At 69.2% G+C, this 22,335-nt stretch carries 18 protein-coding genes and 1 pseudogene; 8 read left to right on the forward strand and 11 right to left on the reverse strand.

What is annotated here, in order from left to right; translation table 11 throughout:
* From BSE24067_RS29645 to BSE24067_RS29660, 4 genes and pseudogenes are all read right to left on the reverse strand, one after another.
* A pseudogene (locus tag BSE24067_RS29645) lies at nucleotides 1–180 on the reverse strand (ABC transporter permease); the annotation flags it as partial.
* A gap of 4 nt (nucleotides 181–184) precedes the next feature.
* Entirely contained in the window at nucleotides 185–1,219 is a 1,035-nt protein-coding gene (locus tag BSE24067_RS29650) for an ABC transporter substrate-binding protein (RefSeq protein ID WP_151068465.1), read from the reverse strand.
* A gap of 38 nt (nucleotides 1,220–1,257) precedes the next feature.
* Complete coding sequence (locus BSE24067_RS29655) at nucleotides 1,258–2,103, reverse strand: class II aldolase/adducin family protein (RefSeq protein ID WP_151068466.1); 846 nt, start codon at nucleotides 2,101–2,103, stop codon at nucleotides 1,258–1,260.
* Between the two features lie 20 nt (nucleotides 2,104–2,123).
* Nucleotides 2,124–3,209: an LLM class flavin-dependent oxidoreductase gene (locus tag BSE24067_RS29660; protein WP_151068467.1), complete on the reverse strand. Its 1,086-nt coding sequence runs from the start codon at nucleotides 3,207–3,209 to the stop codon at nucleotides 2,124–2,126.
* A gap of 435 nt (nucleotides 3,210–3,644) precedes the next feature.
* On the opposite strand from BSE24067_RS29660, the gene BSE24067_RS29665 reads away from it, so the two are divergent.
* Nucleotides 3,645–5,033, forward strand: a complete 1,389-nt coding sequence (locus BSE24067_RS29665) for an acyl-CoA dehydrogenase family protein (RefSeq protein ID WP_151068468.1) — start codon at nucleotides 3,645–3,647, stop codon at nucleotides 5,031–5,033.
* Nucleotides 5,034–5,094: 61 nt separating this feature from the next.
* On the opposite strand, the gene BSE24067_RS29670 is transcribed toward BSE24067_RS29665, so the two are convergent.
* Nucleotides 5,095–6,018 (reverse strand): LysR family transcriptional regulator, encoded by a 924-nt coding sequence (locus BSE24067_RS29670; protein ID WP_151068469.1) that lies wholly within the window; start codon nucleotides 6,016–6,018, stop codon nucleotides 5,095–5,097.
* Between the two features lie 74 nt (nucleotides 6,019–6,092).
* Between BSE24067_RS29670 and BSE24067_RS29675 the strand changes: the two genes are divergently transcribed.
* Nucleotides 6,093–6,659 carry a cysteine dioxygenase family protein gene (locus BSE24067_RS29675; protein ID WP_151068470.1) on the forward strand — a complete coding sequence of 189 codons (567 nt, stop codon included), beginning with the start codon at nucleotides 6,093–6,095 and terminating at the stop codon, nucleotides 6,657–6,659.
* 116 nt (nucleotides 6,660–6,775) lie between these two features.
* Nucleotides 6,776–8,401 (forward strand): rhodanese-related sulfurtransferase, encoded by a 1,626-nt coding sequence (locus BSE24067_RS29680; RefSeq protein WP_151068471.1) that lies wholly within the window; start codon nucleotides 6,776–6,778, stop codon nucleotides 8,399–8,401.
* Nucleotides 8,402–8,474: 73 nt separating this feature from the next.
* Here the strand turns inward: BSE24067_RS29680 and BSE24067_RS29685 are convergent, their stop codons facing one another.
* Nucleotides 8,475–9,620 carry a glycerophosphodiester phosphodiesterase gene (locus BSE24067_RS29685; RefSeq protein WP_151068472.1) on the reverse strand — a complete coding sequence of 382 codons (1,146 nt, stop codon included), beginning with the start codon at nucleotides 9,618–9,620 and terminating at the stop codon, nucleotides 8,475–8,477.
* Nucleotides 9,621–9,998: 378 nt separating this feature from the next.
* On the opposite strand from BSE24067_RS29685, the gene BSE24067_RS29690 reads away from it, so the two are divergent.
* Together BSE24067_RS29690 and BSE24067_RS29695 are read left to right on the forward strand one after the other, a co-directional pair.
* Nucleotides 9,999–11,048, forward strand: a complete 1,050-nt coding sequence (locus BSE24067_RS29690) for a phytoene/squalene synthase family protein (protein WP_151067273.1) — start codon at nucleotides 9,999–10,001, stop codon at nucleotides 11,046–11,048.
* 510 nt (nucleotides 11,049–11,558) lie between these two features.
* Entirely contained in the window at nucleotides 11,559–12,773 is a 1,215-nt protein-coding gene (locus BSE24067_RS29695; protein ID WP_151067272.1) for a porin, read from the forward strand.
* Between the two features lie 333 nt (nucleotides 12,774–13,106).
* On the opposite strand, the gene BSE24067_RS29700 is transcribed toward BSE24067_RS29695, so the two are convergent.
* The 3 genes from BSE24067_RS29700 to pdxR form a co-directional block, all read right to left on the reverse strand.
* Complete coding sequence (locus BSE24067_RS29700) at nucleotides 13,107–13,532, reverse strand: cupin domain-containing protein (RefSeq protein ID WP_174904954.1); 426 nt, start codon at nucleotides 13,530–13,532, stop codon at nucleotides 13,107–13,109.
* 10 nt (nucleotides 13,533–13,542) lie between these two features.
* Nucleotides 13,543–13,980 carry a carboxymuconolactone decarboxylase family protein gene (locus BSE24067_RS29705; protein WP_151067270.1) on the reverse strand — a complete coding sequence of 146 codons (438 nt, stop codon included), beginning with the start codon at nucleotides 13,978–13,980 and terminating at the stop codon, nucleotides 13,543–13,545.
* A gap of 96 nt (nucleotides 13,981–14,076) precedes the next feature.
* Nucleotides 14,077–15,558: a MocR-like pyridoxine biosynthesis transcription factor PdxR gene (gene pdxR / locus BSE24067_RS29710; RefSeq protein WP_151067269.1), complete on the reverse strand. Its 1,482-nt coding sequence runs from the start codon at nucleotides 15,556–15,558 to the stop codon at nucleotides 14,077–14,079.
* Between the two features lie 284 nt (nucleotides 15,559–15,842).
* Between pdxR and BSE24067_RS29715 the strand changes: the two genes are divergently transcribed.
* Nucleotides 15,843–16,760 carry a LysR family transcriptional regulator gene (locus BSE24067_RS29715; protein WP_151067268.1) on the forward strand — a complete coding sequence of 306 codons (918 nt, stop codon included), beginning with the start codon at nucleotides 15,843–15,845 and terminating at the stop codon, nucleotides 16,758–16,760.
* A 145-nt stretch (nucleotides 16,761–16,905) separates the two neighbouring features.
* A complete protein-coding gene (locus BSE24067_RS29720; RefSeq protein WP_151067267.1) occupies nucleotides 16,906–17,655 on the forward strand; it encodes an SDR family oxidoreductase in 750 nt (249 codons plus the stop codon).
* A 104-nt stretch (nucleotides 17,656–17,759) separates the two neighbouring features.
* Here the strand turns inward: BSE24067_RS29720 and BSE24067_RS29725 are convergent, their stop codons facing one another.
* Together BSE24067_RS29725 and BSE24067_RS29730 are read right to left on the reverse strand one after the other, a co-directional pair.
* Nucleotides 17,760–19,391, reverse strand: a complete 1,632-nt coding sequence (locus tag BSE24067_RS29725) for a glycoside hydrolase family 32 protein (RefSeq protein WP_151067266.1) — start codon at nucleotides 19,389–19,391, stop codon at nucleotides 17,760–17,762.
* Nucleotides 19,392–19,544: 153 nt separating this feature from the next.
* The gene (locus tag BSE24067_RS29730) at nucleotides 19,545–21,125 is read right to left on the reverse strand and encodes a glycoside hydrolase family 68 protein (RefSeq protein WP_151067265.1); all 1,581 of its coding nucleotides are present in this window, start codon (nucleotides 21,123–21,125) and stop codon (nucleotides 19,545–19,547) included.
* Nucleotides 21,126–21,296: 171 nt separating this feature from the next.
* On the opposite strand from BSE24067_RS29730, the gene BSE24067_RS29735 reads away from it, so the two are divergent.
* Entirely contained in the window at nucleotides 21,297–22,331 is a 1,035-nt protein-coding gene (locus tag BSE24067_RS29735) for a substrate-binding domain-containing protein (protein WP_151067264.1), read from the forward strand.
* Nucleotides 22,332–22,335 lie beyond the last annotated feature (4 nt).

Raw genomic sequence — 22,335 nt, forward strand, 5'->3', positions numbered from 1 at the left:
TGCGAGCGCCGCGGCGATGCCGGTCGGCCAGGTACGCGCGCGGCGCGCTTCGGCCGCGCGCGTCGCGTCGCAAGCCGCGCACGCGGCACGCGGCGCAGCGGTAGCGCCGGCGGTTACGGTGGCGGCGCCGGCCGGCGCCGATGCACTGCGCGCAGCGGACGCGTGTTCGATCGTCGACATCGCGTCACCCCAGCACGTTCGCATAGACCTGCTGCGCGAAGCGCTGCGGGTCGGTGCTCTTCTTCAGCACGCTGATCCGGCGGAAATCGTCCGCATAGAACGCGATTTCCTGCTGCAGGTCGACGTTGGTCGGATGGTGCGTGTAGGTCAGCGTTGCGTACAGCTTGCGCAGGTCTTCCGGATTGATCTTCGGCGAATACTTCGCGAACGCCTTCGCGGCTTCGTTCGGGTTGTCGTGCGTGTACTCGGTGGCCTGCACGATCGAGCGCGCGAGCGCGGCGGCCGCCGGCCGGTCGTTGCGCACGAGGTCGCCGCGCGCGCCGATCACGCAGCACACCTTGCGCGCGTATTCGCCGGACAGGTTCGTCGCGAGTTCGGTATACGCGCCGTTGCTGCGCTTTTCGAGCAGGTACAGGTTCGGGTCGCCGTCGGCGATCGCCTGGATCTCGCCCTTGTCGACCGCGACGCCGAGCAGGTCGGCCGGATACTGCCGCCACGTGATGTCGCGCTCGGGGTCGATGCCGTTCTTCGCGAGCAGGATCGAGAAGAAGTGCTTGCCGGGCGCGGCGAGATCGCTGACGCCGACCGTCTTGCCCTTCAGCGCCTGCAGCGTCGTGACGCCGGCCGTCTTCGAGCCGAGCAGCCGCACGCAGCCGCCGTGCGAGCTGCCGATGATCTTCACGTCGAAGCCCGCTTCGAGCGGTTTCAGCCAGCGATGGATCATCCCGACCGCCGCATCGGCCTTGCCGGTCGCGATCGATTCGAGCAGCTGGTCGGTCGACCCGCTGTAGTTGATCAGCTCGACCTTCAGCCCGTTCTTCTCGAAGAAGCCGTTCTCCTGCGCGACGACGATCGGCGTCAGGCAGAACGCATTCTGGTTCCACGCGAACGTGAGCTTCTTCAGCGGCGGCGCGGACCACGCCTTGCGGCCGAGCGTGATCGCCGGCACGGCGAGCGCGGCGGCGCCGGCCGCGCGCAGCAGCCGGCGGCGCGTGTCGTCATGGGCGCCGGTCGGCGCGGGTGCGGTGGTTTCGGTCATCGTGTGGTCTCCGGTGTTCCGGTCGTGCGGCAGGGCGCTCAGTCGAGCAGGTCGGGTTCGTCGGCGACGACGCGCGCGAACAGGCTGTCGAATGCGTGCAGCGCCCCTTCGGGGCCGCCGATCTGCCCGTGCGTGTGTTGTGCGGTCGCGTGATCGATCGGTTGCGGCGTGCCGGCCGCTTCGGCCAGCAGCTGCGTGTGCGCGGCGTTGTCGAGCGCGATGTACCACCACGCGGCTGCCTCGACGGTCGGGCCGGCCGTCAGGATCCCGTGGTTCTTCAGGATCACGCCTTTATGCGTGCTGCCGTCGGGCTTCGCGAGCGCGTCCGCGATCCGTGCGCCTTCGCTCGTGTCGACGACCATTCCGGTGAAGTCGCCGAAGAGCGCGTGGTCCTCGTAGAACACGCACGCATCCTGCGTCAGCGGATCGAGCGGGCGGCCCAGCGTCGACCACGCCTTGCCGTAGGTCGAATGCGTATGCGCGGCCGCGACGATGTGCGGGTGCGCGTCGTGAATCGCCGCATGGATCGCGAACGCGGCCTTGTTCAGCGGCCGGTTGCCGATCGCGGTCTCGCCGCGCGCGTTGACGAGCAGCAGGTCCGACACCTTGATCTGCGAGAAATGCACGCCGAGCGGATTCACCCAGAAGTGATCGGGCAGCTCGGGATCGCGCGCGGTGATGTGGCCGGCGAGGCCCGATGCGAAGCCGTAGCGCGCGAACAGCCGGAACGCGGCTGCGAGCCGCTCCTGCCGGTGGCGGCGTTCGGCGGCGACGTCGATGCGCGGCGCGGGCGGATCGAACCAGAAATGCTGGCGCGGCGTGCCGGCGAGCACGAGGCCCGACGCGGTGCGCACGGGCGGCGAAGAGGACAGGACGGCGGACATGGATCGCGGCTCCGTTTGCGTCAGGCGGCGCGGCGCGCCGCGTCGCGTGCCGCGACGGCGCTGCGCACACGCGGGATCAGTTCGCGGCCGTAGTCGATCGCATCTTCGAGCGGATCGAAGCCGCGGATCAGGAACGTCGTCACGCCGAGGTCGTAGTAGTCGAGCAGCGCGTCGGCGACCTGTTCGGGCGTGCCGACCAGCGCGGTCGAATTCGAGCGCGCGCCGGTGAGTTTCGCGATCTCGGTCCACAGCCGCTTGTCGACGCGCGAGCCGCGTTCGGCCGCGGCGAGCAGGCGCCGCGCGCCTTCGCTCTGCTGCGGGCCGCCGGCGCCGAGACCGGCCGCTTCGCGCAGCCGGCGCGTTTCATCGAGGATCCGGTGCGCGCGTGCCCACGCTTCGTCTTCGGTCGCGGCGAGGATCGGCCGGAACGACACGGAGAAGCGCACCTGCCGGCCATGCTTCGCGGCTTCGGCGCGCACGCGCGTGGTCAGGTCGCGCACCTGGTCGAGCGATTCGCCCCACAGCGCATAGACGTCCGCGTGCTTGCCGGCCACCTGAAGCGCCGCTTCCGATGCGCCGCCGAAGTAGATCGGCACGTGCGGCTGCTGGAACGGCTTCACTTCCGAAAAACCCTGCTTGAAGCGGTAATGCGCGCCGTCGTGATCGAACGGCTGCGCTTCGGTCCAGATGCGCCGCAGGATGCCGAGGTATTCGTCGGTGCGGGCGTAGCGCGCGTCGTGGTCGAGAAAGTCGCCGTCGCGCTGCTGTTCGCTGTCCGAGCCGCCGGAGATGAAGTGCACGGCGAGCCGGCCGCGGCTGAACTGGTCGAGCGTCGCGATCTGCCGCGCAGCGAGCGTCGGCGCGGTGAAACCCGGACGATGCGCGAGCATGAAGTGGATGCGCTCGGTCGCGGCGGCTGCGAACGCGATCGTCAGCGTCGCGGACGGGCCCGTCGAATGATGCGGGACGAGGATCCGGTCGAAGCCGGCCGTTTCGTGGGCGCGGGCGAAGTCGCGCACGTAGTCGGGGTCGACGACGGGGCCGGCGGGCGGATGGATTTCCGACTGCTTCTGGCTCTGGATCATGCCGATGAATTCGACGCTCATCTGGGTCTCCGATGCAAGGACGGCCCGGCGCGGCCAGCGATGGCCGGCCGGGGCGGGGATGCAGCGCAGATTACCGCCGGGATCATGCGGAACGGAAATAATCAATCCCGAATTGAATATCAGATTTGCATGGTTTGGGCGCGTGCGCGGTACGCATACGCTGTGGGTTCGCGATCGGATGAACCGCAGGGATGCGGCTGCGTATCGGGAGCGTTTGGCGCGTCCGCGCTGCGATGGAGGGCCCGGATCGGTACGCGATCCGACGTTCGTGTCCCGCTCCCGCATCCGGATACGTTCGAGTGTGCTCGCAGTCCGTGCATGCCCGCGTATCCGCGGCCATCGCCGCCGGCTCCTGCGAGCCGCCGCGTCATCCGCCGATCGTTCGCCGCCACGACGTTTTACCGAGCCATCCAGTCACCGAGGGAATCCGTACCGATGTCCGCCAGCCTTGCCGCTTCCTCGTCGCAGTCGTCGCTGCGCCACCTGCCCGCCGACGATGCTCGCGTCGCCGCGCTGCTCGAGCGTCTCGCGCCCGAACTCGCGGCCGACGCGGCTCGCAACGACGTCGACGGCCGTTTCCCGCACGAGAACTTCGCGCGGCTGCATCGCGCCGGGCTGATCGCGCAGGTCGTGCCGCGCGAGCACGGCGGCGCGGGCGCGACGCTCGCCCAGGCGAGCCGGATCGTGGCCGCGATCGCGCGTGCCGATCCTGCGACCGCGCTGGTGCTGACGATGACGTATCTGCAGCATCGCGCGCTCGGCCGCGCGGACAACCGCTGGCCGGAGCCGGTGCGGCGCGCGGTGTTCCGGAGTGCGGTCGAGGAAGGGGCGCTGATCAACGCGCTGCGCGTCGAACCGGCGCTCGGCTCGCCTTCGCGCGGCGGCCTGCCCGACACGATCGCGCGCCGCGACGACGACGGCTGGCGGCTGTCCGGCCACAAGCTGTACAGCACCGGCATTCCGGCGCTGCGCTGGCTGGCGGTGTGGGCGCGTACCGACGAGCGCGAGCCGCGCGTCGGCGTGTTCGTCGTGCGGCGCGATGTGGCTGACGACGTGCGCATCCGCGTGATCGAAAGCTGGAATCATCTTGGCTTGCGCGCGTCGGGCAGCCACGAGGTCGTGTTCGACGACGTGTGGCTGCCCGCCGATCACGCGGTGGACGTGCGCGCGCCCGCTGCGTGGGCCGTATCGGCCGCGAGCCATGCGGATGCCGACGCGCAGGCCGACCAGCACGCGTGGATGGTCGCGCTGCTCGGCAGTCTCTACGATGCGGTCGCGCGCGCGTCGCGCGACTGGCTGCTCGATTTCGCGACGACGCGTGCGCCGAGCGGGCTCGGTGCGTCGCTCGCGACGCTGCCGCGCGTGCAGGAAGCGGTCGGCGAGATCGAAGGGTGGCTGCATGCGAATCACGTGCTGCTCGACGATCACATCGCGCGCACCGATGCGGGCGACGCACCGGCCGTGACGACGAGCGGCCTCGTCAAGCGAACCGTGACGGAGAACGCGATCCGCACCGTCGAGCAGGCGTTGAAGCTGTCGGGCAATCACGGGCTGAGCCGCCACAATCCGCTGGAACGTCACTATCGCGACGTGCTGTGCGGCCGCGTGCATACGCCGCAGGACGATGCGATCGCGGTCGCAGCGGGCCGCGCGGCGCTCGACGCTGCGGCGGCGGCACGGAGCAGCAGCGCGAACGCCGATGCGGACGCAGAGTCGACGTTACGCACCACGCCGGCGCGAACCGCGAGCGCGGCGAATGCCGCGGACGCGGACGCGGGCCGGACATCGCCCGATGCGCGCGGATCCGGTCGAAACGATGCATGAGCAGGGCGGCGTGACAGTCGGTACCAGCGGCGTGATGCCGTTCACGCGGCGCCCGTCCGGATCAAGCGGCCTCGTCGTGTTCGCCGGCATCCGCGGGCAGCGCGAACGCGGCACGCGCATGCGCGGCGACGGCCGCGAGCGGCGCCGCGAAGCGCGCGGCATCCTGCCGGTGCAGCAGCCACAGATCGATCTGCGGCTTGAAATCGGCGAGCGGCACGATGTCGAGCGCGTCGCGCAGCGGGCTGCCTTCGAGCAGCGGCAGCGGCATCAGCCCGAGCCCGAATCCGTTCGCGACGCTCTGCAATTGCAGGTCGCGGCCATGCGTATCGAGCGTGACGGGCATCGGCAGCCCCTGTGCGTCGAGTGCGCGGCGCAGGCCCGCGCGGAAGCCGCAGCCGTCCGGATTGAGCACCCAGCCGCGCGCGTGACAGTCGGCGAGCCGGTAGCTGCGGCGCGGCCAGTCGCCCTTGCGGCCGACCGCGACGAGCCGCGTGGCCAGCAGCCGCACGCCTTCGACTTGCGGCGGCAGCACCATTTCGCGGGCGAGGAACACGAGCGCCGCGTCGAGCTCCCGACGCGCGACGCGCTCGACGAGCACGCCGCCCCACGCGGTCGTGACCTGCGTCGCGAGCGCGGGCCATTGCGCGTCGAGCCGCGCGATCAGGCCGGGCAGCATCGGCTCGCCGAGCCCTTGCGTGAGGCCGATGCGGAATGCGCCTTCGGGCGGCCGCTGGCCGGCCGTCAGCTCGCGCAGCGCATCGACTTCGCGCAGGATTGCGCGGCACTGCTCGAACACCTGACGGCCGATGTCGGTCGGGCGCGGCGGCTTCGTGTTGCGGTCGAGCAGCGTCACGCCGAGCGCTTCCTCGAGATTCTGTACGCGCCGCGTGATCGCGGGCTGCGTCATCCCGAGCTCGGCCGCGGCCTGGCTCAGGCTCTGGCAGCGGACGACCGCTGCAAAAGCGTCGATATCGCTAATTTTCATGTTTGTTCTGCATGGTATTTCGGGTGCATCATGACGATCCATCATATTCGGCATCATATTCGAGGAGACCGCCGATGAGTACGCTTTCGTTGCAGCAGACGCCGCTGCGTCCGTTCGTCGACGGCCTCGGCGCGTTGCTCGCGTCCGGCGCGAACGAGGCGCGCATCCTCGACGAGGGCGGGGCGCTGCTCGCGGCGCTCGTCGCGCGCGACGACTGGCTGCCCGACGCGTTCGCGCAGCCCGATCCCGAGCGCTACCGCCAATACCTGCTGTATCTCGATCCCGACGAACGGTTTTCCGTCGTCAGCTTCGTGTGGGGGCCGGGCCAGACGACGCCGATCCACAACCACACGGTGTGGGGGCTGATCGGCATGTTGCGCGGCGGCGAGTTGTCGCAGCCGTACCGGTTCGACGCGGCAGGCAAGCCGGTGCCCTCGGGCGACGCGGTGCGGCTGCGGCCGGGCGACGTCGAGGCCGTGTCGCCGCGCATCGGCGACGTCCATCGCGTGACCAACGCGTTCGCGGACCAGGTGTCGATCAGCATCCACGTGTACGGCGCGAACATCGGCAAGGTCGAGCGCGCGGTATTCCTCGACGACGGCACCGTGAAACCGTTCGTGTCCGGCTATTCGAACGCATGACCGACGCGCTGGGCGCTCGGCGTGCTCGGCCGTCGTGGCCGGCGCCGGGCCGCAGACCTTCAAGATCGACCGTTCACTTTTTTTCAACGACCTCAACCGAATCCGACAGAGCCATCGTGACGCAATCCGTTGATTCCACTTCCCGTTTCCCCGTCGCGTCGTACCAGGACGTCCGCGCGCGCCTGCTGGCCCGCGACGAAATCGCGCTGATCGACGTGCGCGAGGAAGATCCGTACGCGCAGGGCCATCCGCTGTGGGCCGCCAACTTCCCGCTGTCGAAGCTCGAACTCGACGCGTGGACGCGCATTCCGCGCCGCGACACGCCGGTCGTCGTGTTCGGCGACGCAGGCGGCGAGGATCTCGCGCCGCGCGCGGCAGAGAAGCTCGCGCGGCTCGGCTATACCGACGTGCGGCTGCTCGACGGCGGCCTCGCCGGCTGGCTCGCCGCGGGCGGCGAGCTGTTCATCGACGTGAACGTGCCGAGCAAGGCGTTCGGCGAATGGGTCGAGGCCGAGCGCCATACGCCGTCGTTGTCCGCGCAGGAAGTGCAGGCGCTGATCGACGCGAAGGCCGACGTGGTGATCGTCGATGCGCGCCGCTTCGACGAATACCAGACGATGAACATCCCGACGTCGACGAGCGTGCCGGGCGCGGAGCTCGTGCTGCGCGTGCGCGCGCTCGCGCCGAATCCGGCCACGCAGGTCGTCGTGAATTGCGCGGGCCGCACGCGCAGCATCATCGGCACGCAATCGCTGATCAACGCGGGGCTGCCGAACCCGGTCGCCGCGCTGCGCAACGGGACGATCGGCTGGACGCTCGCAGGCCAGACGCTCGAGCACGGCGCCACGCGACGTTTTCCGGACGACATCGAACCCGCGCAGCGCGACGACGCGCGCCGCGCCGCACGCGCGGTGGCCGAGCGCGCGGGCGTGCCGCGCATCGCGCTCGAGGACGTCGCCACGCTGGAAGAGCCGGGCCGCACGCTGTACCGCTTCGACGTGCGCACGCCGGAGGAATACGAGGCCGGACATCTGCCGGGCTTCCTGAGCACGCCGGGCGGCCAGCTCGTGCAGGAGACCGACCATCACGCGGCCGTGCGCGGCGCGCGGATCGTGCTCGCCGACGACGACGGCGTGCGCGCGGACATGACCGCATCGTGGCTCGCGCAAATGGGCTGGGACGTGCGCGTGGTCGAGCCGGCCGGCGTGGCCGCGTTTACCGAGCGCGGCCAGCCGCCGCGCGACGTGCCGCCGGCGCCGCAGGTGGCGGAGGTGTCGCCCGCGACGCTCGCGGGCTGGCTGACGGAAGCCGCGGCGGGCGACATCGCGATCGTCGACGTGACGGCGAGCGCGAACTACGTGAAGCGGCATATCCCCGGCGCGTGGTTCGCCGTGCGCGCGCAGTTGCGCGACGCGCTCGCGGCGATCCCGCCGGCGCGGCGCTACGTGTTCACGTGCGGCTCGAGCCTGCTCGCGCGGTTCGCCGCGGACGACGCGCGTGCGCTGCTGCCGGCTTCGGCCGCGGTCGCGGTGCTGGCGGGCGGCACGGCCGCGTGGATCGACGCGGGATTGCCGCTCGAGCATGGCGACACGCGTCTGGCGTCGCCGCGTATCGACCGCTACCGCCGGCCGTACGAAGGCACCGACAATGCGGCCGCCGCGATGCAGGCGTATCTCGACTGGGAATACGGGCTGGTCGATCAGCTGAAGCGCGACGGCACGCATCACTTCCGCGTGATCTGAGGAGCCGGGCGCGGCAACCGGCGCGCGCACGCCTTGACATGTGCCGCGTGCCGGTTGCCGCACGTTCGGCGCGTTAGCGCTTGAACGTATCCACGGCCGTGCGGCTCACGGCCGGATCGTCGGTGAAGAAGCCGTCGATTCCCGCGCGCAGGTACGCGTGGATCTCTCGCACCGAGCCGGCGGTATTGCGCGTGGCCGGCGTGCCGCCGTCCGTCAGCGACGCGGGCAGGAAGTTGTTCTCCGGCCGGAACGTGTACGGATGCACGACGAGGCCAGCCTCGTGCGCATAGCGCACGTACTGCGTCGGCTGCTGCAGCGTGCCGTCCGCGGCCACCGCGATGATCGACGTCTTGTACGGGCCGACGCCGTTCGCATAGGACGCGATCTCGCGCATTCCGTCGCGCGTCGACAGGTCGCCGTAGGTGCGCTGGTCGTTCGCCTTCACGAAGTCGTACGGCCGCTGGCCGGCTTCGTCCATCAACTGCACGAGCTTCCAGTTCGGCTGGCTCGACTTGATCCGGTTGCGGATCGTCTTCAGGTTCGCGACTTCGAACGACTGGATGTAGACGGTCGCCGTGCGCGCCGTGTACGGATCCTTCAGCAGCGCGTCGACGAGACGATCCTCGAGCGGCAGGCCGATCGACTGGAAGTAGGTTGGATGCTTGGTTTCCGGATACAGGTGGATCGTGCGGCCGGTCTGCGCGGACATCTGTTTCGCGAGCGCGACGATCTCGTCGAAAGTCGGGATCTCGAACTGATCGTTGTACGCGGTGTTCGCCGGGCGGATCTGCGGAATGCGCTCGCGCGCCCGCAGCGTCTTCAGCTCGGCGAGCGTGAAGTCCTCGGTGAACCAGCCGGTCAGCTGCGTGCCGTCGATCGTCTTGGTCGCCTTGCGGCTCGCGAACTGCGGCAGCGTCGCTACGTTCGTCGTGCCCGAGATTTCGTTCTCGTGGCGCGCGACGAGCACGCCGTCGCGGGTCGCGACGAGGTCCGGCTCGATCACGTCGGCGCCGTCCTCGATCGCCTTGCGGTACGACGCGAGCGTGTGCTCGGGGCGCAGCGCGCTCGCGCCGCGATGGCCGACCACCTGGACCTTCGCGGCGATCGGCTGCGTGGGATCGGTCGCCTTGACATCGTCGCCGCCGCAGGCGGCAAGCAGGACGGCGCCGGCACAGGCAAATGGGATGCAGCGCAGGGCGCTCGGACGCGTGAAGAGCATGTCGGTGAACCTTCGAACGGAAGTCGGTGAAAGGGCGCGCGACCCGGCGGCGCGCGCGCGGAAGGCAGCCGGACGGGATCGAACGGGACGGGATCGTCGCACTCGATCATTACATATGTATTACCGATGCCTTTCCGTTTCGTTTTGGTGTGCAAGCGTGCCACCGCGCGCGACCGGCCGCCGCGCGCCGCGGTGCTCCGGCACGATCCGGCCCCTCGCCGGGAGCCGGCGCGGCGGATGCACTAAACTTGCGGGACTTTTGCATCGCCGCGCCGGGCCGACGCCCGCCCGCGCACGGCGAGGCGGCGACTCGCGGGCCGGCGCGGGCGCCCGGCGCCCGTGTGCGCCGGGGCCGCGCCGGCCGATTTTTACCGACCCATGACGACTCATACCGATTCCGCGTACCTGCTCGGCGACCTGCTGAAGAACGTTTCCCGCTCCTTCTACCTGACGCTGCGCGTGCTGCCCGACGGCATGCGCGACCCGGTCGGCCTGGCCTACCTGCTCGCGCGCGCGGCCGACACGATCGCCGACACGGCGCTCGTGGCGCCCGATCGCCGTGCGGCGCTGCTGACCGACCTGCGCGACGAGATCGAGCGGCTGGGCGACGGCGCGGCGCTGTCGCGCGCGCTCGAGGACGTCACGCGGATGCAGACGGATTCGCACGAGCACGTGCTGCTCGGCTCGATGGAACCGATGCTCGCGCTGCTGCGCGCGCAGCCGGAAGCGGACCGCGCGTCGATCCGCAAGGTTGTCGCGACGCTGACGTCGGGAATGGAATTCGACCTGCGCACGTTCCCGGACGAACAGTCGGGGCAGGTCGCGTCGCTGCCGACCCGCGACGTGCTCGATCGCTACACGTATCTGGTCGCCGGCTGCGTCGGCGAGTTCTGGACCGACATGACGGGCGTGCATACGCGGGCCGCGCGCGGCTGGGACCTCGCCGACATGCGGGACAAGGGCATCCGCTTCGGCAAGGCGCTGCAGATGACCAACATCCTGCGCGACTGCGCGAAGGATCTTCGGATCGGCCGCTGCTACCTGCCGGACGACGTGCTGGCCGCACACAGGGTCAGCGTTGCCGAGCTGATGTCGCCGGACGCGTCGGCGCGCGCGCGCGGCGTGCTGGCCGACCTGCTGCGCGTGGCGCTCGATCAATATCGCGATGCGTGCCGGTACACGCTCGCGATTCCGCGCCGCTTCGTACGGCTGCGGCTCGCATGCCTGTGGCCGATCATGATCGGGCTGGAAACCCTCGAACTGCTTGCAGGCCACGACGCATGGCTGGATCCGGCCCGGCCCGCGAAGGTGCCGCGCAAGCGTATCTACGGAATCATGGCGTCGTCGCTCGCGCTCGTCGGCTCGAACGCGGCGATCCGTGCGCGGATGAGCGCATTGATCGACGCGGTGAACGTGCGGATTGCGTAACCGGCCGTGCGCCGAGTCGCGCCGAACGATGCCGGCGCGACAGGCGCCGGCTTCGCCGCTTGCCCTTCGGCCTGCGTTCGGGGGCCGCTTCTGTCCGATTCCCGCCACAGGTACTGAAACGTTTTCACGATTTCGTTCCCCGAAACGTGGGTGTCATGAATGTCGGCGATCCTGCGCGGCGGCGTGAACCGCGGCACCCGCCGCCGACACGCACTCGTAAGAAGGTTCGTGCCGAAGGCGTCTGACGACATCGGGCGGTCGTGATGCACCAGTAAAAATGTAAAGCTAGGGTTTTCACCGGGAAATGCCGGAGACGCCCGCCGCGTAAGCGTTTTCAGGTGTCTTGTAACCGTTTGGTGAACCCCTGCGTTGCGTCGATCATACGATGACCGACTGCGCATATTGGGAAACGGTTGGTAATCCGTCAGAATCGCACCGGCATGTACTCGCACATGTGTCAGTCATAAAACCACACCAGAAAAGAAATCATTCTTTGAGGACGGAGAATCAATGAAAAAGCGCGTCGCTTTCGCCATGACGGCAGTCGGTCTCGCAGCCGCTACCGCCGCCCACGCCCAGAGCAGCGTGACCCTGTACGGTATCGTCGACAACGGTATCGCCTGGCAGAACAATTCGTCTGCAGTCGGCGCAACGACGGGTGGTCACTCGAAGGTGCAGATGTCCACCGGCGTGTGGGCTGGCAGCCGCTTCGGCCTGAAGGGCAGCGAAGATCTGGGCGGCGGCACGAAGGCGATTTTCCAGTTGGAAGCCGGCGTCAACACGGCTAACGGCTCGTCGCAGTGGACCAACGGCATCTTCACGCGCCAGGCATGGGTCGGTCTGACCAACGCCACGTACGGTACGCTGACGGCCGGCCGCCAGTACACCGCGTACTACACGCTGCTGTCGCCGTACAGCCCGACGACTTGGCTGACCGGTTACTACGGCGCACACCCGGGCGATATCGATTCGCTGGATACGAGCTACCGCGCGAACAACTCGCTCGTCTACATGTCGCCGAAGTTCTACGGCTTCACGGTCGGCGGTTCGTACTCGTTCGGCGGTGTCGCAGGCGCGACGAACCGCGGCTCGACGTGGAGCGCGGCGATCCAGTACCTGAACGGCCCGGCAGGCATCGCCGTCGGCTATCAGCGCATCAACAACTCGACGCTCGGCGGCGGTGTGTGGGGCGCGAACTCGACCGCGCAGAACGGTCTGGACGCGAGCGGCAACGGTGCGGAACAGGCCGTGTCGTCGATCAACAACGGCTACAAGACGGCGCAGTCGCAACAGCGCGTCGCAGTGACGGCCGGCTACCAGTTCACGCCGTCGTGGGACATTTCGGCGTCGTACTCGAACGTTCAGTACATCCCGGGCGTGGGCTCGTCGTTCCGCAACACGGCGATCTTCAACACGGCTGGCGCCGTGCTGCACTGGAAGGCATCGGCTCAGTGGGACTTCGCGGCAGGCTACTCGTACACGCGTGCGACCGAGTCGAACGGCATCTCGAGCTCGGCCAAGTACCATCAGGTCACGCTGTCGCAGTACTACAGCCTGTCGAAGCGCACGGGCCTGTACGCAGTTGAGGCGTACCAGCACGCGAGCGGCAACACGCTCAACGGCGCGTCGGTCATCGCAGCGACCACGTCGATCGGCGATGGCGTCGGCGCAGGTTCGAAGCAGAACCAGATCGGCCTCGGCGTCGGCCTGATCCACCGCTTCTGATGTCGCGCGGCGCGCGAGCGCCGCTTACGGCATGTGGTACCCAAGAACCGGCCTTCGGGCCGGTTTTTTCATGGGCGGCTCGCTTTGCATTCCTGATGGATGTCTACGGGTTTCGCTGCGGAGCGGCGAGGCGGGGCTCCACAGCCGCGGAGCCGTCCCGTTCGTCACTGGTCGGCGGAATGCGTCGTCCCAGCCCCGCGAGGCCGAATGTCGCGAGCGGCTAGTGGGGAATCCGAAGCGGAGCCGCCGCGCGCGGCCGTTCAGGCAGCCGCACGGCACGGGCGCTGCAACGCGGGCGCGTACCCCGTCACGGTACGCGCTGCTCACGCATCGTTACTGATCGACCGCGGACTTCAGCGGATCGTGTTCGCCCGTGAGCCCGAACACGACGAGTTGCGCGGGCTCGGTCGCGCTCGCATTGCGCGACACCTGGTGGCGCGAGCCGGGCGGCTCGTACCAGCCTTCGCCGGCACGATAGCGGCGCACGGGGCCGCCGTTCACCTGCGACAGCACTTGCCCCTTCGACACGACCGCGAACACCGAGCCGAGGTGCCGGTGCGGCTCGGACGCCTGGCCGGGCGCATAGTCGACCGTCGCGACGACGGCGAGCTTGCCGGGCGCCTCGGGCACGGGCTGCCGCATGATCGCGTGCACGTTGCCACCGGCGTCGTGCGCATCGGCTGCCGCCGGCAGCGCGGCGCCGAGCGCGAGCGGCGCGCACGCCAGCGCGCGGCAGAGCGTGGAGCGGGCGCGCATCATCGTCGCGTCCTTACTCGGGCATCTTGCGGAATGCGATCGCGAAGCGGTTCCACGCGTTGATCGTCGCGATCAGCAGCGATAGGTCGAACAGCTCTTCGTCGCTGAAGTGGGGCTTCACCGCTTCCCACACGGCATCGGGCACGTGGTTGTCGGCGATGAGCGTCAGCGCCTCAGTCCATTCGAGCGCCGCGCGTTCGCGTTCGGTGAAGAACGGCGTTTCGCGCCACGCGACGACGGTCGCGAGACGGCGGTCGGTCTCGCCGCCCTTGCGTGCATCGGCGGTGTGCATGTCGACGCAGAACGCGCAGCCGTTGATCTGCGACGCGCGCAACCGGACGAGTTCGGCGAGCGGCTTCTCGATCGAGCTCTTCGCGAGGAATTCCTCGGCGTTGCGCATCACCTTGATCGCGTTCGGGCTGGCGGAATAGAAGTTCAGGCGCGGTTGCATGGCGTGGTCCTCGTTCCGGTTGGTGCGCACGGCGGCGCGACAGGACCCACTTTAAGCATCCGACTGGACTGCTTGAATGGCCAATTTCGGGAAAATTCAGGTAACCAGCGACGAACCGGCGGGAAGGCCCGCATCGAGCAGCGCGGCCAGTTTCGCGAGCGCGGTGTCGATGCGCAGCGCGTCGATTCCGCCATAGCCGAACAGCAACCCGGCACGGACGGTCGAACCGACGTGAAACGCCGAGATCCCGTACAGGCCGATGCCATGCGCGCGGGCCGCGCGAATCAGCGCGGCTTCGTCGAGCCCCGGCTTCAGGTGCGCGGCGAGGTGGATGCCGGCGGTCGGCGCGATCGTGTCGAACCACGGTGCGAGGCCGCCGCGTAGATGCGCGAGCAGCATCTTGCGGCGCGCATCGTAATGCTTCTGCACACGCCGCAGGTGCCGAGCGAAATCGCCTTCGAGCATGAAACGCGCGAGTGCGGCCTGCGTCAGCGTGCAGGTGTGCCAGTCGACGATCTGCTTCGCCTTCGCGAGCGCGCCGCGCAACGCGCGCGGCGGTATCGCGTAGCCGATCCGCAGTTCCGGAAAGATCGTCTTCGAGAACGTGCCGACGTACGCGACGAGGCCCGTACGGTCGAGGCTCTTCAGCGATTCCACCGGCCGGCCCTCGAAGCGGAATTCGCCGTCGTAGTCGTCCTCGATGATCACCGCGCGGCGGCGCTGCGCCCATTCGAGCAGTGCGATGCGCCGGTCCAGCGACATCGGCATCCCGAGCGGGAACTGGTGCGACGGCGTCACGTAGACGAGGCGCGCTTCGTCGGGCAGCCGTTCGATGACGAGGCCGTGCGCGTCGACCGGCACGCCGATTACCGTCGCGCCGAGCGACGCGAACGCCGCGCGTGCCGGCGGGTAGCCGGGATTCTCGACCGCGACGACGTCGCCCGGCCGCACGACCACGCGTGCGATCAGGTCGAGCGCCTGTTGCGCGCCCTGTGTGACGAGCACGTCGTCCCAGCCGCACGCGACCGCGCGGCTGAACGCGACGTAGCGCGCGATCGCGCCGCGCAGCTGCGGATCACCGGCCGGGGCGTGATACTGGCCGGGGCCGCGAGCCTGCTGGCGCAACGCGTGATGCAGGCAGCGCCGCCACGCGTCGAACGGGAACAGCGTCTTGTCGGTCACGCCGCCGCGAAAATCGAACGCGGGCGCATCGTGCGGCGCGGGCATCGCGAGCGCATCGGGCAGCTCGTTCCACAGTGCGCGTGCGTCGACCGCGTGGACGGGCGGCGTGTCGTCGACGAGCGATGGCGCCGACCGCGCCGCGTGCGGCACGCGCGCGAGACCGCCGGCGACGAACGTGCCATCGCCGGCGCGCGTGGTCAGGTAGCCCTCGGCGACGAGGCGCTCGAACGCGTCGAGCGTCGTCTTGCGCGACACGCCGAGCTGCTTCGCGAGATCGCGCGTCGACGGCAGCCGGGCGCCGCCTTCGAGCCGCCCATCGACGATCGCGGCGCGCAGTTGCCGGAAGATCTGTCCGGTCAGGTCGTGACGGCCTTCGATGCGAATCGCGATGTCCATCGCGGTGGCTACCTCAACAAACGGAATTCGATGTCGATGAGCATACCGGAACTCTGAAGCACGGTTGACCGAGGCGCAACACGCGCCCCGGTTCGCCCTGCAGGGATCCGCGTGGTGGGCCGTGCGGGGGATTGCCGGCGAGCGGCGTCGATTCGATGAGGAAGCCCTTTTTCCGGGATGCCGCCGATCTGCACGTCAAATTCCACGCGGCGGCAGCGCCATTCGATTGGACCGCCGCGCGCCGCTGCCTTACGATCCCCCCAACCCCCGACCGGAGTGCCGCCATGCTGTCCGAAGACGAACTCGCGCTGCTCGATGCGATCCGCGCCACCGGCAGCCTGTCGCGCGCCGCCGCGCGGCTCGGCAAGGCGCCGTCGACGGTGTCGCACGCCGCGCGGCAGCTCGAAACGCGCTTCGACGCGCTGCTGTTCGACCGGCGCGGCTACCGGCTGCAGTTGACGCCTGCCGGCCGGTTGCTGACGGACGAGGCGTCGCGCATCGCGCTGGACGTCGCGCGGCTCGCGCAGCGCGTGCGGCAGGTCGCGAGCGGCTGGGAGGACCGGCTGTGGATCGTCAGCGACGAGGTGCTCGAGTTCGACACGCTGCTGCCGGTCATTCGCGCGTTCGATGCGCTCGATTCCGGCGTGTCGCTGCGCTTCACGCACGAGGTGCTCGGCGGCACGTGGGAAGCGTTGCGCGACGGCCGCGCCGATCTGGTCGTCGGCGCGACCAACGAGCCGCCGGCGATTCCGGGCTTCAAATGGTTCGAGCTCGGCGCGATGGAATGGGCGTTCGCGGTGTCGCCGCGTCATCCGCTCGCGTCGGCGGCCGGGCCGCTGACCCGCGACGCGATCGGCGCGCATCGCGCGGTCGTCGTCGCCGATTCGTCGCGGCGGGCCGCCGGCCGTGCATACGGGCTGCTCGGCGGCCAGCCGGTGCTCGCGGTGCCGTCGATGCGCGCGAAGATCCTCGCGCAGCGCGACGCGCTCGGCGTCGGCTGGGTGCCGCGCCGCCGCGTCGCGTCGCTGCTGGCGCGCGGCGAACTGGTGGAGAAGGAAACGGCCGATCCGCGCGAGCCGAACGTGTTGTATGTCGCGTGGCGCGGCGAGCGTGACGGCCGTGCGCTGCAATGGTGGCTGGAGCAGTTGCGCGAGCCGCGCCTCGCGCGGCGGCTGCTCGACGGGATCGACGTGTCGGGCTGAGCGGGCAGCGCACGCAACCGGCAGCCGCGCTCCGCCAAACACGTTCGAAGATTTCGAACGAGTCCGCCGCGCCCGTCGTACGGCAGCGCGGCGACCGACGCGCATCCTGTGTTCACGGTCAACTCACCGGTTCAAGGAGAACATCATGCAACGCTTCGAAGGAAAGACGGTGCTCGTCACGGGCGGCAACAGCGGCATCGGCCTGGCGGCCGCGCGGGCATTCGCGGCGGAAGGCGCGCGCGTCATCATCACCGGCCGCGACGAGCAGACGCTCGCGGCGGCCCGCGACACGCTCGGCGGCGGGGCGCTCGCGATCCGCAACGAGGCCGGCAGCGTCGCGTCGGCGCGGGCGCTCGCCGACGCGATCGCGGCATCCGGCGCGCGGCTCGACGCCGTGTTCGTCAATGCGGGCGTCGCGAAGCTCGCGCCGTTCGCGGACAGCGACGAAGCGTTGTGGGATCTCGTGTTCAACACCAACGTGAAGGGCGCGTACTTCCAGATCCAGGCACTGGTGCCGCTGCTGAACCGCGGCGCTTCGATCGTGATCAACGGCTCGATCAACGCGCACATCGGGATGCCGGGCTCGTCCGTCTATGCGGCGAGCAAGGCGGCCGTCAATTCGTTCGCGAAGACGCTGTCGACCGAACTGCTGCCGAACGGCGTGCGCGTGAACGTGGTGAGCCCCGGCCCGGTGCAGACGCCGCTGTACGGCAAGCTCGGCCTCGATGCGGCGGCGCTCGATGCGACCGCCGACAAGATCAAGGGCCTCGTGCCGATCGGCCGGTTCGGCACGCCGGACGAAATCGCGTCGACGGTGCTGCACCTGAGCGCGCCCGAATCCGCGTTCATCGTCGGCGCGGAAATCATCGCGTCGGGCGGGATGGGCTTGCTCTGAGCGTGAAGGCGTGAGGGCGTGAAAGCGCGGATCCGGCACGGCTGCATCGACCGACGTTGACGCCGGGCGATGCAGCGTCGTCGTGCGATGGCGTCGGCGTCGCACTATTGCGAAGCACAGACGTCGCGAGCGCCGCCGTCGAGCTGCGTGACCGTGAGCCCCGAGAACGTCGCGCTCCCATGCTCGGCGAATACGGCGACGCGACCGGCATTGGGCGGCGGAAAAATCAGGTCCGTCAGCACCGTGCGGCCGCCGTTCGCGAACACTTCGACCGAACCGCGATCGACGACGATTTCGAGCTGCAGCCGTCCATGCTCGAGCGGCAGCTCGACGATGTGTTCGCGGCTGAACCTGCCGTCGAAATCCGTGGCGCCCGAATGCGAGCGATCGAGCGTCAGCGTGCGTTTTGCCGTGTCGTACGCGATCCGCGTGCCGATCGCGCCGTCCGCCGAGCCGCGGACGATCAATCCGGCGCGGGCCGCGCGCCCCGGCTCGAGCGTCACGGTGATGCGCTGCACGACGCCGCGCGTGGCGGCCGGCAAAACGCGCGTGGCGGAATCGACCGTCAGATCGGCTTCATGCGCCGCGGGCAGCCGGTCGGCCCACGCGTCGAACGCGGCAGCCGGCGTCACGACCAGTTTCGGTTTGCCGCCGACCGTCTTCAGCGCGAGTTCGCGCGGCAACGTCGCGGCGCCGCGCCATGGCGCGGTCGGCACGTTCGCCGCGTAGTCCCAGTTGCTCATCCACGCGATCGCGACCGGCCGCGCGCCCGGCGCACCGGAGAACGTGCCGGCCGCATAGAAATCGGCGCCATGATCGACCCAGTAGAACTGTGCGGAATCGGATCCGGCCGGTGCGACGTGGTCCGGGACGAACGTGCGGCCGTCGAAGTCGCCGACGAAATACATCGCGCCGGACCCGCCGGCGATCGACCACGGGTTCACGTTCACGATCATCACCCATTTGACGTGCCGCGGATCGTCGTCGACGGGCAGCGGCACGAGGTCGGGCATTTCCCACAGCGCGCCCGCATGCGGGACGTCCGGCAGCGTGAAGTCGCTGAGGAACGACCAGTGGATCAGGTCGTCGGAGCGGTAGAGCTTCACGACGTGCGCGTCGGCGACGACGGTCGTCATCAGCCAGTAGCGCCCCGGCGCATACCACGACACCTTCGGGTCGCGGAACTGCTTCGATTCCGGATCGAGCGTCAGCACCGGATTGTGCGCATAGGGCTGCCACGTCGCGCCGTGGTCGAGACTGTACGCGAGCGATTGCGCCTGCGTGCCCGGTGGGTGGCCGGAGCCGGCCTTGTAGACGCTCGTATAAAGCGCGACGAGCGGCGTTTCGCCCGGCGCGCCGAGACCGGACGTGTTGCGCGTATCGGCGACGATCGAGCCGGAGAAGATTTCCTCCGTCGCGTTCGCGCGCATCGCGACCGGCTGCTCGCGCCAGTGGACGAGGTCGGTGCTGGTCGCGTGGCCCCACGACATGTTGCCCCAGTCGTTGCCGAGCGGGTTGTACTGATAGAACAGGTGATAGCGGCCGTGTTCGTACACGAGGCCGTTCGGATCGTTCATCCAGTTGCGTTGCGGCGTGTAGTGCAGCGCGGGGCGCCATTGCGGCGTGCCGGCCGCCGGCGGCGCGGTGCAGGACGCGTGCGCGGTCTGCATGCCGGCTGCACACAGCAGCGACAGCCCGGCGAGCCGGAAGGAAAAGCGGGAAAACGTCGATGTCATGCGCAAATCGTGCTGCTCCTCGCGCGAGTGGAAGCCGCGCGCTTGCCGCCGGAAACGGCGACATGCGCGCGTGAGAAACGGAAAAAAGCAGGCGCGCACGCGACACGCGCGATGCGCACCTGCGCAACGGGCCCGACTATGCAGCCCCGATCGTTACGGCCGGGTGCCCGGGCCGCCGTCGTTGTGGCCGGCGCCGGTGGCCGGCAGGTTCGACGGGATGTCGCCGTAGCCGCCGAGGCCGCCGCGGCCATAGACGCGGTCGACCGACGTCGATGTGCCGTTGATGTTGACCTTCACCGTCGGCGCGAGCGTGCCGCCGCGGCGCGGGCCGATCGCATCGATGAACGACTCGACGAGCCCGCCCGGCATCACGTAGTGCGAGTACGACTGGAATTCGCGCGGATTCTGGTTCGGATCCTGCGCGTACGGCGCGCCGGCCGGCGCGGAGAAGTCGGTCGGATTGCCGAGCACGAGCCCGCTGCCGCCGTTCAGCGGCAGGAAGTCGCTGCGGATGCCGTTGCCGACGAAGCCGTACACGCCGTCCGGCCCGTCGACGCCCGCGGCCATCGTCGTGCGGTGGCTGATCGTGAACAGGTAGTACTTGCCGTCCTTCAGGTAGATCTGCGGCCGCTCGGTCTGGTCGTCGACGCAGTTCGCCGACAGGATCGGCGGCAGGAACTTCCATTCGGTCAGCTGCGGGTTCGTCGCGACGGCCAGACCGACATTGGCCTTTTGATACACTGCGCCCGAGTTCATCACCGCGTTGAGGTCTTCCCGGTACGGGTCGTTCGGCGCATAGCCGAGGTCGGCTTCGGTGCACGTGCGCGCGCCGCGCTGGCCGCCGGTATTGCCTTCGAACACCATGTAGGTCTTGCCCGGATGCGCGGGATCCGTGAACACGAACGGATCGCGGAACGAGAAGTAGGTGTTCTGCTGGCCCGTCTGGTAGTAGTTGCCGTCCGGCTGCAGCAGCGCCTTGTGATCGTCGAAGCCGGTGAACCACACGTGCTTGTCGTCTGCGTGGATGTGACCGTCGGCGCGCGTGATGATCGCCTGCGGCGGCGTGATGTCGGCGCCGCCGGGCGCGGAGCGGTTGAACGACGTCGCGGTGTAGTAGAGGCTCACGTTGTCGCCGTTCGTGAGCCGTGCGGAGCCCGACCATTCGGCGTTGTTGGTCATCGGCGACGTGCCGAACACCTTGACGCTCGCGCCGTCCGGGAACAGATGGCCGCCCCAGGTCCAGCCGCCGTTCGCGGGCCGCTGCGACGCGGGCACGCCGGCACGGCGGTAGAAGAAGCCGATGCGCGCGTGGACGTGACGGTCGTCGAACGTGTAGCCCGCGTGCGGATCGGCTGTGAGCGAGAAGATCACCTCCCAGCCCTTGTAGCTGAGCTGGTTCGCGCGCAGGTCGGCGAGCGGCCACGTGTCCCACACCCACACGTTCGGGTTGATCAGCGGGAAATCCTGCGGGATGTCCGGCATCGTCAACGCTTGCGGCAGGGAGTTCTTGTCGGCGCCGGCGGTGTGCGATTGCGCGACGATCTGGCGGATGTCGGCGCGGGTCCAGCGCATCGTGAAGTTGCCTTCGGGATCGTAGGCCTGCTGCGTGTGCGGCGTGGGCGCGGGCGCGCCGGCGGTCTGCGCGTGCGAAACCGACGCGAATGCGGCCACTGCGGCGCCGGCGAACAGCAAACGTTTGGCCGCGCTCGCGCGGTAAAAGGGAAAGTAGGTCATGTCGGCGTTGTCTTCCGTTGACGGTGAAAGGGAACGGCTACGGCGGCATCGATGTCCAAACCGGTTTGGATGCTATTTCAAACCGGTTTGGACGTCAAAAGATAAATATTTGACGGTAATAACTGCCATTCGGAAATAATTGCCGCGTGTCGAGCGATTCGGCCGGATGGGATGCACAACGCGAGGAGCGACGTGAAGGTGAATCTGAAGGCGCTGTCGGACGCGCTGGGGCTGTCGCGCACGACCGTCAGCCGCGCGCTGAACGGCTATGACGACGTGAGCGACGCAACGCGCGAGCGCGTGATGAAGGCCGCGCGCGAACTCGGCTATGTCGCCGATCCGACCGCGCGCCGGCTCGCGACGGGGCGTGCCGACACGATCGGCATCGTCTATCCGTTCGGCGCCGGCGATCTCGGCGATCCGCGCTTCGGCGAAGTCGTCGCCGGCATCACCGAGCGGCTTGCCGAGCGCAATCTCGACTTCATCATCGCGTCCGCGCGGCCGAACGCCGAGCTCGACACGTACCGGCGGCTCGTCGACGGCAAGCTGGTCGACGGGCTGATCGTCGCGCGCACGCTGGTCGACGATCCGCGGCTCGCATATCTGCGGTCGAACGCGTTTCCGTACGTCGCATATGGCCGCACGCAGGCCGCCGGGCCGTATGCGTGGTTCGACTTCGACAACGAGGCGGGCGCGCGCGATGCGGTGCGGCGCCTGATCGGCTTCGGCCATCGCCGGATCGCGATGATCAGCGCGCCGCTGTCGCTTAACTTCGCGATGCAGCGGCGCGCGGGCTATCTCGCGGCGCTGCGTGAAGCCGGCATCGCGCCCGATCCGGCGCTGCTCGTCGAATGCGCGTTCACGCGCGACGGCGGGCAGCAGGGCGCGCAGGCGCTGCTCGCGCTGGCTGAACGGCCGACCGCGCTGCTCGTCGACAACAACATCGCGGGCGGCGGCGCATTTCGGGCGCTGATCGACGGCGGCGTGCAGTTGGGGAAGGAGATGTCGCTGATCGTCTATGACGGCGTGCCGCCGGACGTCGCGCATCCGCATCGGGTGACGGCCGTGGTGCAGCCGACCGGCCACGCGACGGGACGGGCGCTGGCGGAGCTGATGCTCGGCCTGCTCGCGGACGGCGTGCACGGCCAGCGATTGGAGACGCCGGTGATCGACGCCGGCGATACGGACGGGCCGCTTCACGGGTAGCTGC

It is taken from the genome of Burkholderia latens (assembly GCF_902499045.1).
Classification (GTDB): domain Bacteria; phylum Pseudomonadota; class Gammaproteobacteria; order Burkholderiales; family Burkholderiaceae; genus Burkholderia; species Burkholderia latens.